11 protein-coding genes are annotated in these 14,413 nt (G+C 38.1%); 2 read left to right on the top strand and 9 right to left on the bottom strand.

Features of this window, described 5'->3' with window-relative positions:
* Nucleotides 1-21 precede the first annotated feature (21 nt).
* The 5 genes from AC3B6D_RS05075 to AC3B6D_RS05055 all read right to left on the bottom strand — a co-directional run bounded on the left by AC3B6D_RS05075 (nt 22) and on the right by AC3B6D_RS05055 (nt 8,286).
* On the bottom strand, nt 22-1,206 hold the full coding sequence (locus AC3B6D_RS05075; RefSeq protein WP_489756746.1) for a phosphoenolpyruvate hydrolase family protein: 1,185 nt from the start codon (nt 1,204-1,206) through the stop codon (nt 22-24).
* Between the two features lie 230 nt (nt 1,207-1,436).
* Entirely contained in the window at nt 1,437-2,906 is a 1,470-nt protein-coding gene (locus AC3B6D_RS05070; protein WP_489775073.1) for a UDP-glucose--hexose-1-phosphate uridylyltransferase, read from the bottom strand.
* A 5-nt stretch (nt 2,907-2,911) separates the two neighbouring features.
* Nucleotides 2,912-4,087: a galactokinase gene (locus AC3B6D_RS05065; protein ID WP_489775072.1), complete on the bottom strand. Its 1,176-nt coding sequence runs from the start codon at nt 4,085-4,087 to the stop codon at nt 2,912-2,914.
* Nucleotides 4,088-4,141: 54 nt separating this feature from the next.
* Nucleotides 4,142-6,346: an alpha-galactosidase gene (locus AC3B6D_RS05060; RefSeq protein WP_489775071.1), complete on the bottom strand. Its 2,205-nt coding sequence runs from the start codon at nt 6,344-6,346 to the stop codon at nt 4,142-4,144.
* An 11-nt stretch (nt 6,347-6,357) separates the two neighbouring features.
* Nucleotides 6,358-8,286 (bottom strand): sugar MFS transporter, encoded by a 1,929-nt coding sequence (locus tag AC3B6D_RS05055; protein ID WP_489775070.1) that lies wholly within the window; start codon nt 8,284-8,286, stop codon nt 6,358-6,360.
* A 158-nt stretch (nt 8,287-8,444) separates the two neighbouring features.
* Here AC3B6D_RS05055 and AC3B6D_RS05050 point away from each other — a divergent pair, with 158 nt between their 5' ends.
* Nucleotides 8,445-9,332, top strand: a complete 888-nt coding sequence (locus tag AC3B6D_RS05050; RefSeq protein WP_489756751.1) for an AraC family transcriptional regulator — start codon at nt 8,445-8,447, stop codon at nt 9,330-9,332.
* A gap of 96 nt (nt 9,333-9,428) precedes the next feature.
* Nucleotides 9,429-10,442, top strand: coding sequence for an NAD(P)H-dependent glycerol-3-phosphate dehydrogenase (locus AC3B6D_RS05045; protein ID WP_489775069.1), 1,014 nt, complete (start codon nt 9,429-9,431; stop codon nt 10,440-10,442).
* 214 nt (nt 10,443-10,656) lie between these two features.
* On the opposite strand, the gene AC3B6D_RS05040 is transcribed toward AC3B6D_RS05045, so the two are convergent.
* The 4 genes from AC3B6D_RS05040 to AC3B6D_RS05025 all read right to left on the bottom strand — a co-directional run bounded on the left by AC3B6D_RS05040 (nt 10,657) and on the right by AC3B6D_RS05025 (nt 14,345).
* Nucleotides 10,657-11,127, bottom strand: coding sequence for a universal stress protein (locus AC3B6D_RS05040; protein WP_489756754.1), 471 nt, complete (start codon nt 11,125-11,127; stop codon nt 10,657-10,659).
* Nucleotides 11,128-11,147: 20 nt separating this feature from the next.
* Nucleotides 11,148-12,398 (bottom strand): carboxylate--amine ligase, encoded by a 1,251-nt coding sequence (locus AC3B6D_RS05035; protein ID WP_489756755.1) that lies wholly within the window; start codon nt 12,396-12,398, stop codon nt 11,148-11,150.
* 369 nt (nt 12,399-12,767) lie between these two features.
* On the bottom strand, nt 12,768-13,640 hold the full coding sequence (locus AC3B6D_RS05030) for a hypothetical protein (RefSeq protein ID WP_489775068.1): 873 nt from the start codon (nt 13,638-13,640) through the stop codon (nt 12,768-12,770).
* A 186-nt stretch (nt 13,641-13,826) separates the two neighbouring features.
* A complete protein-coding gene (locus AC3B6D_RS05025; RefSeq protein ID WP_489756757.1) occupies nt 13,827-14,345 on the bottom strand; it encodes a GNAT family N-acetyltransferase in 519 nt (172 codons plus the stop codon).
* Between the last annotated feature and the right edge of the window lie 68 nt (nt 14,346-14,413).

Raw genomic sequence — 14,413 nt, 5'->3', positions numbered from 1 at the left:
TATTGTTCACGCTACTAGTGATTATATGTGTTTTAAATAAACACTAGGAGATTGACCAAAATACTTTTTAAAAATTTTATTAAACTGTGCATAATCAGAATAACCAACTAATTCCGCAATTTTACTAAGTGATTGCTCTTGATGTTTCATCAATTCTACTGCTTTATTAAGACGAAAACGGACCAGATATTCTGTAAATGATTTATTAGTTTGCTTCTTAAACATCGTGCTTAGATAAGTAGGTGATAAATGTAAAATCTGTGCTAAATCTGCTAAGCGAATAGGTCTTGAATAGTTATTTTGAATATAATTTTCAATAAATTGAATTGGTTGATAATGGAGGCAATCATCACTTAAAGTCTTTATAGTCAAAGAATCATCTGGTGTATGATCAGCGGTTTTAAAATCATGAACTTGTTTGGCAATTGTCTGTTCCTGAATAATACGTTCAAAAGTAGAACCACCAATATAGCCACTAATAGTCGGCAAAAGATTATAGATATAACGAACTTCTGTTAAATCATTGATAACACCTCCGTACAACATCAGGATACTTTGACAAGAGGCTTGGTTCAAAGCTTCACAAACATTTTTAACTTTATCAATAATTGATTCAAAAGTAGCCATTCTACGTGCACCAAGTACACCACCTTCTGTTAACCCCAGGTGAATGCAAATGACATCCACTCCAACTTGATTAGCTGCTAGCGCTTCCTTTTCATTGGTAACAAAAGCTACCGTAAAAACACCCTGCTTATGTAGCGTTTCTAACAACTCAATTTCTTGATCATACTTAATATTGGCTTCACTCAAGGCTTCTCTAAATTGACCATCTAACAAACTAACCGTAGGATAATTTACTACACCGGAAATGTGATACTGCTTTAAAAAGTTGATAAGATTCGACACACTTAGGTAAGGATCGGTAGCATTAATACCAATCACGCAAGGAAAATCATTAATAAGTGGCAATATTTCTTGCTTAGTGATATCAAAAATCTGACGATTACTGTTAGTAAAAGGTAAATATGCCCCTAAAGATGAGCGTCCCATTTGGCGAAATTTTCCAGAATTCAAAACCATAATAAAGTCTGCTCCAGCATTTAAGGCACGTAATGCACTCATCCCTGTGGTAGTACTAATACTTAAGAGCGGATGCTTTAATTTTAATTGTCTTTTCAATAAACTTTTTAATTGATTAACCATAAATTGACCTCTGATAAAGATTTACTTTTAATCAAATCTTACTATTTTCAACAATAATTAAAAAGACACTGGTTTGTCCAATAATCTAGTAACATTAAATATGTCATTTGGATGTGACTCCACACAAAAAGTATAGAACAAAAAAATGTTCGCATTTAATACGAACATTTTTGTGCTTTAAAAGTCAGATATTTTGGTTAAACTTTTCAGCGACTTTGGGCCAATTTAATTTAAGACTGATTAACAGCTTGAATAAACCGTTGAAAAGCAGCTTGACCACTGTTATCTTGTTTAAACACACCGACATCTGCCAAGACTTGTTGAAACACCAAACCTAATTCTTGTTGCAAAATTTGTTGAATATTATGTGTATCAATCTCTGGATACTTCTGTTGCATCATTTGCGCCCAAGGTCGATGATAATCAGCCATTTGGTTTGGTTGTTGTAATAAAAATTTAGTTACTTCTTGTAATTCGGGAACTAAGCGCGGCGGTAAAATGGCTAAGCCCATCACTTCAATTAAACCAATATTTTCTCGTTTAATATGATGCAAATTTTGATGTGGATGAAAAATACCATCCGGATATTGAATTGAAGTGCGATTATCGCGCAATGCTAAATCTAACACGTATTGACCCTGATTTTGATAAGCAATGGGCGTAATTGTATGGTGATTTTGCCCTGCAGTTTGTGCTAACACCGCGACTGTTTCATCAGAATATTGTTGCCAAACTCGTAAAATTCGCGTAGCAGCAGCGACCAGGCGTTGCTGATTAGTGCCTTGCAAGCGAATAGTGGCTACCGGCCACTTCACAATACCAGCCGTCACATCAGTAAAATCTTTTAACGAAATAACAGTTTGTATCGGCGCTTTTTGCATTGCAAACTGATGAAGACCACCTTGATAATGATCATGGCCTAAGATCGAGCCGCCAACAATCGGTAAATCAGCGTTACTGCCAAAAAAATAGTGTGGCAAAATTTTAACAGCTGCTAATAAATTACTAAAAGTGGTTGCGTCAATTTTCATCAGCCGCTCCGCTTGTGATAACACAATACAATGTTGCTCAAAATAAGCATACGGTGAATACTGCAAGCCCCACATTTCACCACCTAAACTCAGCCGAATTAAGCGATGATTGCGACGCGGTGCTTGCTGCTCACTTCCCAAATAGCCTTCATTTTCAAAACTAAGAGCATCATGAGGATAGCCACTAACTTGTTTTTTGGCCTTGGCAATTTGCTTAGGATCTTTTTCTGGTTTCGAAAGATTAATCGTAATTTCCAAATCACCATATGGGCTCGGCGTTTGAAAGGCAATATTCTTTTTAATTGCGGCTTCTTGAACATACCCATTAGATTGACATAAATGATAAAAGTTTGTGGTTGCTTGTTGTGGACTTAATTGATATTGATTCCAAAATGTTTGATTAATTCGGCTCGGAGTTGGCGTATACAAATCTGTTAATTCCGCTAACAGCTGTGCTGATTGCCACGGTTTAGTTATTCGCTGATTATTTTGCGCACAAATAACTAATTGTTGTGCTAATTCCAATAAAGACCCTTGCAGCGCTGAGCCTTGCGGCGTAGAACCAACCTTTTGCAAAATCAAATTAATTAAATAACGTCGATCTAGCGGTTGGTAAGTTTGCTGTGTTTGAATAATTCGGTCAGCGTACACTTCAATCAAAGTTGCCATTCAGTTCAACCTTCCTTAATCTCATGTGGTCCATCAGCAATTTCTGCTACATAAAAATCCGCTGTTTGGTGCATTGCTTGTTGGTAAGTTTGCCCTACCTGTTGAATAAATGCTGTCGTTTGTTCATTTTGCACAATCGCAATCGCGCACCCACCAAAGCCTGCCCCCGTCATCCGAGCTCCTAAGGCGCCAAATTGCCAAGCGGCATGTACTAAAGTATCTAACGCCATGCCACTAACAGCAAAATCTTGTTCCAAGGAAACATGCGACGCGTTTAACAAATGACCAAATGTCGTTAGATCTTGTTGTTTCAAGGCAGTTTGTGCCCGTAAAGTGCGTTGATTCTCCCAAACGACATGGCGGGTTTTACTCAAAACGTCTGCATCCACCAACAAATAGCTATATTCATCTAATTGCTGCGGCGTAACCTCACACAAAGTTTGAATTGCTAATTTGGTTTGCAACAAATTTAACGCAGTTTCACAAGCATTTCGCCGTTCATTATATTTTGAACCAGCTAAAGCTCGCGGTTGATTGGAATTCATAATCACAATTTGATAGTCGCCCAAGTTCACCGGTACATATTGATAAGTTAACGTCTTCGTATCTAATAAAATAGCCTGCTGCTTTCGTCCTAACGCCACCGCGTACTGATCCATAATTCCCGAATTGACTCCAATAAAGGCATTTTCTACCTGCTGTCCATTCAAAGCCAATTGTTGTAAAGAAATCGACAGATTAAACTGGCTTTGACAAATAATCCCTAGCAATAACTCTAAAGAAGCTGATGAAGATAAGCCTGCACTATTAGGCAAATCCCCCTGAATCAAAATGTCAAATCCATGTGTTAACTGAAACTTTTGCCGTAGTAATAATTCTAATGTTCCCACAACATAATTCAGCCACGTATTATCCTTAAATAAATGTAAATTAGCCAAATCAATTTCACAGATACCACTTGTGGCAAAGTTTTCGGAGTAAAGTCGCCACTTTTGATCGGTTCGTGGTCTGATAGCCGCATAGGTTCCTAGACTAATTGCACAAGGTAAGACCATCCCGCCATTATAGTCCAGATGTTCACCAATTAAATTGATCCGTCCCGGTGCAAAATAAAAGTTCGTGGGTTGCTGTGCAAATTGTTGTACAAAAGCGTTCGTTAAAGTTGCTGGGGTAATGGTCATAAAATTTCCTTCTTTATTAAACAAGGTTGCAACAAGATATGAATAATCTTCAATTTAAATTGCTTTAATTACCAATAATTGTGCTTGAAAATCAGCTTCTTGCTTCGTTAACTTGGGCAAAACATAACCCGCATTCATTAACTGACTGCCTGAATAAGCAGCTGGTTGTCCATTAATCTGGTACTGCTTCTTAGGATCTAAGCCCTGCAATTTCAACCGTGAATTCAAACATTGGGGCTGATTGAGTAATTGATAATGTGCTATGATGGCCACTGTTTGTTCAGCATTAACGACACCCCAACTTAACTCATTATGGTTGCCTGCCAGCGGACTTTGTAAACGATAAAAATGACCAAATTGAAAGATCTTCCGATAACGTTTATAAAACTGAATTTGGTGTTTAATCTGAGCTAATTGATCAGGAGTTAATTGCGTTATATCTAATTCATAACCTAAATCGCCAAAGTAGGCCACCGCTCCGCGAGTTTTTAAGGATGTCTTGCGTCCCAATTGTTCATTGGGGCTCGCTGAAACATGTGCTCCCATCATTGACAAAGAATAACCAAACGACGTTCCGTATTGAATCAATAAGCGCTCCATGGCATCAGTGTCATCACTAGTCCAAGCTTGTGGCGCATAATACATCAGTCCTAAGTCAAAGCGCCCGCCTCCGGAAGCGCAAGATTCAAACAACACCTTGGGAAACTTGGTTGTTAACCGCTCATACAATTGGTAAACACCTAAAATATAACGGTGTGCTAACTCTTGCTGCTGCTCGGGGGCAAAAGCTGCACTGTACATTTCAGTAATATAGCGATTCATATCCCATTTCACATAATCTAACTGCGTTTGGGCAATAATCTCACTCAAAGCTTGTGCTAAATAATCTACGACTTCTGGCCGCGCTAAGTCTAAAACATACTGGTGCCGTCCTGGCGTTGCCTTACGTCCCGGAACATGGAGCACCCAATCGGGGTGTTGTTGATATAATTGGCTTTCTAAAGAAATCATTTCGGGTTCAAACCATAAACCAAATTTTAATCCTTTGTGGTGAATCTCTTGCGCTAAATGGGCTACTCCCTGTGGCAACTTACGGCGATCGCTCACCCAATCACCTAAAGAAGTAGTATCATCATCCCGCTTGCCAAACCAACCATCATCTAAGACAAATAATTCAATCCCCAAATCTTTTGCTTGATCAGCCAAATGTAACAACTTAGTTTCATCAAAATCAAAATACGTGGCTTCCCAATTATTAATTAAAATTGGGCGTTCTTGCTGTGCAAATTGGGGCGCTACGAGGTGCTTCTGGTAAAAATCACTCAGTTGCTGACTCAATTGATTTAAGCCCGCTGTAGTATAGCTAAAAATCGCTTCGGGCGTTTGAAAACTGGTTTGAGGCTTTAATTGCCAACAAAACTCGTCCGGGTTAATCCCTACTAAAACTCGCGCTTGTTGATACTGATCTACTTCCACACTATCCAAAAAGTTGCCAGAATAAACAAAGTTAAAGCCCATAGCCTCACCAGTCAAATTCGTTGTTGTTGGCCGCGCCAGAATAAAGAACGGATTATGTTGATGACTTGAAGCCGTGCGTAAACTACTAATACTTTGCACACCGTCATGTAGATGATTACGACTTAAATGGCGCTCACGGGCCCAGGAACCTGCAAATTGTAAGAAGTCATAATCACTATCTGGCAAGTCTAACTGTAAACTTAAAGCCCGAGGTAATTGTACTGCTTGGGTACTTAAATTTTCAAAACGAGCACTGCGGACAATAACATCTTGCGTTGGAAAAACTGTGTAATTTAATTGCAATTCTAAATTGGCCAACTGATCATGTAAAAAAATGGTTAATGTTTGACTTTGATCTTGATTATCATCAAATGTGGACGGTAAATGTGCTAGGCGTTGTTTTCCATTAGATAATTGATATTTTTGATATTGAAATTCACTAATGCGATCCCCCGCCGGTGAAGTAACTTGGTAAGCACTTTGTCGAAAATCGCCGTGGCCCAAACTACTATACTCCTGATTGATTACGTCCCATTGAAATTCTTGACCATCAACCTCTTGCGCTGGAGTGGCATCTTGTCCAGCTACTTGTGTTAAATTAGCAAGATTAATAGGCTCACTTAAGCGAGCTCCATAATATAACTGTTGTAAATCACCAGTGGGCAAAACTTGAAATAAATAACTGGCATGGTTTGTTTGTAAATGAAAGGTCTTTTTTGCTTCATCAATAATAATCGCCATAATTTTACTCCTTATTTTTGTACCTTCAGTAACGGTTGTTGTGCTGTAATGTTTTGCTCTGGCTGCGTTAATAATTCGAATTTAGTTAATTCATTAGCGTTTAAAATAGTCAGTAATACTTCATCTGACAAACCAGCAGCTTGAATCACTTGCGGATCAAATTCTAGTAAAACATCACCAGACTGGACTTCTTGCCCTCGATCGACCAACAAATTAAAGCCTTGGCCACGTAACTGCACCGTATCAATACCGACATGAATCAGGACCATTAATCCATTATCTGCCAACAGACCAATTGCATGTTTACTTGGTAATAAAAGTTGCACTGTCCCACTAATAGGGGCAACAATTTGGTTCGTTTGCGGCATGATGCCAACTCCGCGACCCATTTTACCGGCAGCAAAGGTTGGATCGGCTACTTGTGCTAAGGTTTGTACTTGTCCAGTCACTGGAGCTAACAAAACTAGTTCGTCATCAGCAACTGCGGCATTACTATCCGTATTGTTGCTCTCTGGTGCATTAGTTGTTGTTTGTGCAAATTCACTACCCCAACTAGCTTCTAGTTGACTAACAATTTGTGCATGTTTAGCTTCCGTAATTTTAACCTTGCGTAAATAAACTACTAATGAACAACATAATAACAATAGTGGCACTGCTAACATATAACATTTAAATTGCCAAGAATCCGCACTGGTAATACTCGAAACTTTGGCATTACCTGACATGTGAGTAGCGATAACAATGATTGAAACTAAACCATTAACGATCGCGGAAGCTAATTTATCAACTAACGGCCGAACAGATAAGACTAATGATTCATCACGATGATGTAATTTTAACTGACCATATTCAATGGTATCAGTCATTGTCAACATAATAACCAAGAACAATAATGGTTGTGGAGCAGCCGCTAGTGCCGCCGAAAAGATCACAAATGGTGTGGAAAAGTTAGCAAAGAATAATAAGAAGATGCCCAGCATCATCACCAGTGTTCCAATTAAAAAGACCTTCCGTCTTTGAAAACGGTGCGCCAAAGCTGGAAACAGCGAAACGGAAATCATCCCCACAATAAAGTTGACCGTACCGTAAATCGCAAATTTGGAAGAATTACCTAAAATAAAGGTAAAGTAATAGAGTAATAATGAATTCACCAAATCCCAGCCCATCGCAAAGAAGAAGTGAGCCACTGCCGTCCACATTAACTGATCATTTTGGAAAAGAATTTTAAAAACATCTTTAGTACTAGTTTTTTGCTTATTTTCACGTAAAGGTGTGGATTGCTCTTTAGTACCAATGCCAATAATTAATGCACCCAGAATGGATAACAAAGCAGTGACAACTCCAAAAGCAAACCAGCCCCGCCGATCACCTTGACCGCCATTATAATGGACTGAGAAAAAGAGGGCGATCGGAACTACCGCTAAGGTAACTAAGTTACCACCAATTGTCGAACCTAGACGCCCCCAGGTGCTGATAGTATCTCGTTCATTGGAATCTAGCGTCAACGCTGGTACCATGGACCAAATACCAATATCTTTAAACGAATAAAAAACATCCATGATAATGTAGATGACCGCAAAAGCAACAATATATAACCCCGGATTGTTGGTTGCTAGATTACCTAAACTGGTATATAACACCGCTAAGGCAATACCAGACACGATGGCTCCCGTAATTACCCATGGCTTAAATTTACCAAAGCGTGTATGCGTATTATCTACCATATTACCGATAAACGGATCAATAAATAATTCAGCAATTCGAATCACTACCATCGTGGTTGTAATTAAGCCAATCATTTGGTTATTAAAATGATTATTATTGGTAATAAACAAATGATTGGTAATAAACATAATGAAATAATTCAACATGGCTGCCGCAAAAAAGTCATGTCCAAAAGTCCCCAGCATATAGGAAACTCGTGTTTTTAATTTTGCCATTTTCTCACCTCAGTATTTACGGCCATTCAAGTAAAATGTTTACGTTTACTTGAATCGCTTACATTTAATTGTAAATGAAGCCTTTTCAAATTAAAATTGCCTTGATTGTGTTAAAATCGATTAAATGTAGTTTTTTATTCCGTTATAAGGAGCTTTTCATGCAAAAAATCGTCAATATTTTCAACCAAACCACTGATCCTAATGCTAATCTCTTTTTAACCCACGCCGGTTTTTCCACTAATTTAGCCGATCATCATTACGGTCCAACAATGCGCCATGAGTATTTAATTCATATTATTTTGAAAGGACAAGGGATTGTCAAAACGCAACAACAAATTTGGCAATTAAGCGCTGGTGATGGATTTTTATCAACGCCACAACAAGTCATTGCTTACCAAGCGGATCACCAGAATCCGTGGCAATATTTATTTTTTGGTTTTCAAGGTAGTAAAGCCCATCTTTATTTAGACAAAATGGGCTTTTCCAACCAACGCTTAGTCTTTCAAACCAGCCAATTAAACTTTTTTGTGGATTGCGTCAAACAATGTCTACAACACCAATCTAAAAACTTGGTCGATGAACTATTCATGACAGGGATTATTTACCAATTATTAGCAGGGTTAGCTCATTATCAAACAGACGTGATTACACCGGACAAAGCCGTCATCTTACATCCCTGTACGATCAAAGCCACCGATTACTTAGCGCAACATTTTCAAGAACCAATCACGGTCAAAACCATGTGTCAGGCTATTGGTTTTGATCGCGTTTACGTTTCCAAATTATTTAAACAAGATTTACAAATGACTCCGCACGACTATTTGAACCATTTAAGAATTGAATATGCGGTAGATTTATTAAGTATGACTACCATGTCTATCAGTGATGTTGCCCACGTCGTTGGCTTTTCCAATGTGGATGTTTTTATTCGCTCTTTTAAAAAACTCTTCGCCATTACCCCCAAACAATTTCAAAAACGTGAAACCACCAGTCATTCCATCAAAAACGATTTGACTAAAAAACTGAATTTTCAATTACGGCGTTAAGACCGACTCTCACGACAAGTTACTGAATTTTTCAATACAACTAATTCATTCCAGAGTATAATGGAATTGATAAATTATTAAGATAAGGGTGAAGTTATGAAAAGCAAAATTGCGGTTTTAGGAGCTGGATCTTGGGGCAGTATCCTAGCCAGTGTACTAGTTCAAAACGGTCATGATGTTCATTTATGGACACGCAGTGCCCAACAAGTTCACGAGTTAAACACACAACATACCAACGAGCACTATATTCAAAATTATCACTATCCGCAAGAGTTAATTGCCACCACTGACTTTACAACTGCTTTAACAGGCGCACAAATAGTCTTATTTGCAGTACCGACTCCTGCCATTCGCAGTGTGGCGCAACAAATTCAACCTATTTTACAAACTTTGCCACAACTACCGATTATTGTGCATGCTAGTAAGGGATTAGAACAACAAACTCATTTACGAATTTCAGAAATCTTACAGGCTGTGTTACCGACCAATCTTTATCAAGCTATCGTTGCTTTATCCGGTCCAAGTCACGCTGAAGAAGTTGCTAAAAAAGACATCACCTTAATTACTGCAGCCAGTGCTGATTTGGCCGCAGCCCAAACAGTCCAACAGATTTTTATGAACGACTATTTTCGTGTTTATACTAATTCGGACGTAATTGGCGTGGAATTAGGCGCCGCTTTAAAAAATGTCATTGCCTTAGGAACCGGGGCCCTCGTTGGACTCGGTTATGGCGATAATGCCAAGGCGGCTTTAATGACCCGTGGCTTAGCGGAGATTTCGCGTCTCGGAGTTAAGCTCGGCGCCAACCCGTTAACCTTTACCGGTTTATCGGGCGTGGGTGATTTAGTGGTCACTTGTACCAGTGTTCATTCTCGGAATTGGCGCGCTGGTAAACAATTAGGCCAAGGCCAAAAATTACAAGACGTGATTGATAATATGGGCATGGTCGTTGAAGGAGTCAAAACTTGCCAGTCTGCTTATGAATTAGCGCAACAAGAACAAATCGAAATGCCAATCACCGAAGCTATTTATCACGTTTTATACCAAGAAGCCGACGTGAAAGCAGAAGTTAAAAAACTTATGCAACGTGAAGGCAAAGCAGAAATTTAATCATATTTTGAACATAAAGCTGGAACAAATATCAGTAGTAGATGCAAACTACTAATATTTATCCCAGCTTTTTTTGATGATACAAAAAAAGTACTTCTCAAGTAAATGTCGGAACAATAAAATCAATACTCAAATTCTGTTTAGAATTACATAAGCATTACTTAATTAATTGTTCCCACTTCACTGAAGAAGTACCTCATCATTATTTTAAAAATTAGTCACGCACTATTAACACACTAACAGGTGATTTTTCCATAATTCCTTTGGCTTCATTGCCGACAGTCTTGCCTAACAAGGTTTTGGCTTCAGAACCTAACACAATTAAGTCTGGCTGAAAATCAGCCACAACTTCATCCAAAATAACTTTATCGGGATCACCTTCGGCTAAGATAGGCTTAGCTTCTTTCACACCAAAATTATCAGCTTTTTTCAGATATTCTAACAAGTCGTGTGACAAGTTCAAACGCTTATCATCCATTTTTTCTGGTGACATGCTGTCAAAAACATTCACATCTTGCGTTTCTAAAACAGCAACAATTCCTAGTTGTGCATCCAAATCTCTCGCCATGGTACAAGCAGCATTAAATGCATGATCAGATGAAGTAAAATCGTCCACATCAATGCCTACTAAAATCTTCTTAAACCGCTTTTCTGTTACTTGGTAATTCTTCAATTCTGAATCCAAATTCCTAACCTCCACTAAAATTATTTAAAGTTTTGGCCCTTATTTTCTTCAAAGTAACGTTTGAATCGTCCTCGATAGCGATAAAACATGTAACTTAACAACACTAAACGTTTAATTCCGAAGTCACCTTTATAGAAAACAGTTGTGCCATACCGATCTTGTCGCAATAATTCGAGAGCAATTTCTTTATATTGATTTTCCAAAGCATACTTTTTAAAGACAGCCGTCGGAACTCCCAGCCATAGTTGATGCTGTGCTTTATTCTTATTACCGTAAACGGTTGGCTGTTCATCCAAGGTTTGTTTGACATAATCATCAACCACAAATTGAGCCAAATTATAACCATTTAAAGTAACATAAAAGCTACTACGTCCTTGGCGTAAATTAATTTCAAACAGCTTAAATTCCTGATCACGATCATCGAATTTCATATCAAAATTAGCGAAACCGGTAAATTCAATTTCTTCCAAGAAGCGTTGCAAAACATCGTACAACTTTTGATTGTATTCCGGTAAAATTGCCACATAATTACCAATTGCCGCCGGTGTCGGATCTTCCAATAACGGATGGCCTAAGCACATTAACTTGACATGATGATGTTGGTCAACATAGGCGTTTAAGACCCGCATATGTGAATCATCTCCCGGAATAAATTCCTGCAAAATCAAGTCGGATTCATAACCATTATCATAAATCTTGGCAACAATATCCAGAAATTCCGCTTCATCTTGAATGGTAAATGCTTTTTTGCGCCCTTCAAAATGAATATCCAACCACTCAACACTATTAGCTGGTTTTAACGCTACTGGATAATCAAACGGTACCGTCAAGTCCTGTTGTTGATACATTTGTTTGGTAATTATTTTTGTTTGTGGATGTGGCAAATGGTATTGTTCACAAATCTGATAAAATGATTCTTTATTATTTAATTTGCGTAACAAGTCATAGTCGACATAAGGACAAACAAAAGTTTGTGATAATTCTTCTTTATGCTTAGAAATCAATTCCGCATAACCGTCACCCATTGCCAATAATATAACAGGTTCTGTATGGTCAGCATACTTTTTGGCAATTTGGCGCATGTTTTCAATAAATGCTGGATCCTCAGTAAAACCGTCATATAAATTGACATTAATAATTTTTGAATACTTGGTGGGTGCCAAAGCTTCTTGGGCATAGGCTTGCACTGGTTGATGCGTTAGTTCATAAAATGACCGCGCAAAACCATAAGCATTAATATCACTGCCTAAAATAACTGGTGTAAAATTCACTTCACTCTGATTATCGATAATCTCTCACATTCCTTTATTACTAAGTTTGAATTAATTAATTTTGAGTTTCTGAAACTGATCTCAGCTATTCAATGGAATAATCAATGATCAAGTACAACCACATTGTACCAAATCAGCCGTCAAATATAGCACTAAATTTCAAATTACAACCAAATTTTAAACTTTACTGTGACAAAAGCGCTTAGCAGTTGAGTATAGTCAAGAATCAGTACTGAAGTTTTGCACTTTAAACTTGAGGACTATTCGTAGCTAGACGCAAACTGCTGCTTTTGGCACTTGGAGCGCTAAATCAACATACTGCGGCAAAGAACGCTTACTCATTTGCTCAAGAACCTGCGGCCTGACAATTTAAGCATCAGTCTTAGTGGTACTATCTTTAACATTAATCGCAGGTTGCTGCTTTAAACCAAAATCCGCTTGCTGAATAATTTTTTTAGGTGGTTGATTTAACATCATATCATCATCACCCACATACATATTAGGGGCTACTTGATAAAATAGTTGTCCTTGATTATTTTTAATCACTTTACCAATTTTCCACGTCGACTGCTTAGCAAAATCAACGCCATCGCCCATGTACAAATAACCTTGAGCATTATAAATTTTCGTTGTGGAATTTTTGATGGTTCCAATCAATCCCATATTTTGCGCCGGATGTCCATTAATTCCAAAATCGGGCTGTTGCACAATATGATCTGGCGTGCCATTCACCGCTAAATCATCATCACGCACATACAAGTTGGGCGCAACTTGATAAAACAAATGGCCTTGAGCATTCTGAAGTACTTTGCCAATTTTCCACGTTGATTGATAAGCCAGATCGACCCCATCATTGATGCCTTGTTGACCATCAGCATAATAAGTCGCACTAATCGGATTTTTAATCGTTCCAACCAAACGCTGTTTCAAGCGACCCGATGTTGGTTCAAAATTAGCCCAAACATCACTACTCTTGACCCATTCATTACCCGCAATTTGATAATAGAACAGATTACTCATCGCTTTAATTTTGCCGACACGCCAATCAGTATTAACCGGCACAAAGCGCTGTTTAATCAATTGCCCTTGATTATCGTATAAATTAGTATATGGCCCGCTGGTCGTAGTAACCACTTTATAATTATAATCTTTTGCGTGGACTGTCTCGCCCTTCTGTGCCATGAATACGCCCCAAACACTACTAATTAATAAGAAACTACTGATAATTTTTGATTTTGACATTGCCAAACTCCCCCTCAATTAAAAATAAGTCTCTCTAAGGCTTATTATAGTCGGGCACACCATGAACGCCAAAATTTGTTATTACTCAACTGCAATTTATTTAAAAGAAAAAAATAAGATTTCTGAATTCTAACTTTTTCATAGCAAAGTCAGAGTTTAGAAATCTCATAGTCAGACTAAATTCAATTAAATAAATCGCTGATAGGCAACACATGGTTTATGCATTACATTATCAATTGTCCCACATTGGGTAAAACCATTTTTTTCAATCACATGACGCATGGCCAAGTTATCAAAGTGCGTATCAATACGGACATCACTAAAATTCAACGAAGCGGCAATTGTTAACAGGTGCTGAATAAAAATTGATGATAGACCTTCGCCTTGATGTCCCTGACAAATCGCTACGCGATGAATAATGGCATAATTTTTGTGCGAATCTGGACTCCATTGACCATCATAAATTTGATCATAATTACTTTCACCCTGATCCTCCAAGGCGGCAACACCGGCAATTTGATCATCTTTAATTAAAAAGTAAGCGATACCTCGGTCAATATCATCTTGTAAAATAGCTTGATCAGGGTAACCATCTTGCCACAAGTCGACACCCCGACCGCGAAGGACACCTTTCGCTTCTTCAATAATTTCGACCACTAATTCAATTTCATCAGCGTGAACTTTCCGTAAATATGTGACTGGCATTATCTATCCCTCCCAAAATTGAAACACCAGAACATGGTACATAGGTCAATCACAAATTGCAACCTTTT

This window comes from Bombilactobacillus sp. ESL1097, from assembly GCF_058107205.1.
The sequence above is the reverse complement of the archived record's forward strand: the minus strand, read 5'-3'. Positions and strand labels throughout refer to the sequence as shown.

Excerpts from the sequence above, each read along its gene's own strand:
- AC3B6D_RS05075 (WP_489756746.1), bottom strand. The coding sequence starts at position 1,206 with ATGGTTAATCAATTAAAAAGTTTATTGAAAAGACAATTAAAATTAAAG.
- AC3B6D_RS05070 (WP_489775073.1), bottom strand. The coding sequence starts at position 2,906 with ATGGCAACTTTGATTGAAGTGTACGCTGACCGAATTATTCAAACACAG.
- AC3B6D_RS05065 (WP_489775072.1), bottom strand. The coding sequence starts at position 4,087 with ATGACCATTACCCCAGCAACTTTAACGAACGCTTTTGTACAACAATTT.
- AC3B6D_RS05060 (WP_489775071.1), bottom strand. The coding sequence starts at position 6,346 with ATGGCGATTATTATTGATGAAGCAAAAAAGACCTTTCATTTACAAACA.
- AC3B6D_RS05055 (WP_489775070.1), bottom strand. The coding sequence starts at position 8,286 with ATGGCAAAATTAAAAACACGAGTTTCCTATATGCTGGGGACTTTTGGA.
- AC3B6D_RS05050 (WP_489756751.1), top strand. The coding sequence starts at position 8,445 with ATGCAAAAAATCGTCAATATTTTCAACCAAACCACTGATCCTAATGCT.
- AC3B6D_RS05045 (WP_489775069.1), top strand. The coding sequence starts at position 9,429 with ATGAAAAGCAAAATTGCGGTTTTAGGAGCTGGATCTTGGGGCAGTATC.
- AC3B6D_RS05030 (WP_489775068.1), bottom strand. The coding sequence starts at position 13,640 with ATGTCAAAATCAAAAATTATCAGTAGTTTCTTATTAATTAGTAGTGTT.
- AC3B6D_RS05025 (WP_489756757.1), bottom strand. The coding sequence starts at position 14,345 with ATGCCAGTCACATATTTACGGAAAGTTCACGCTGATGAAATTGAATTA.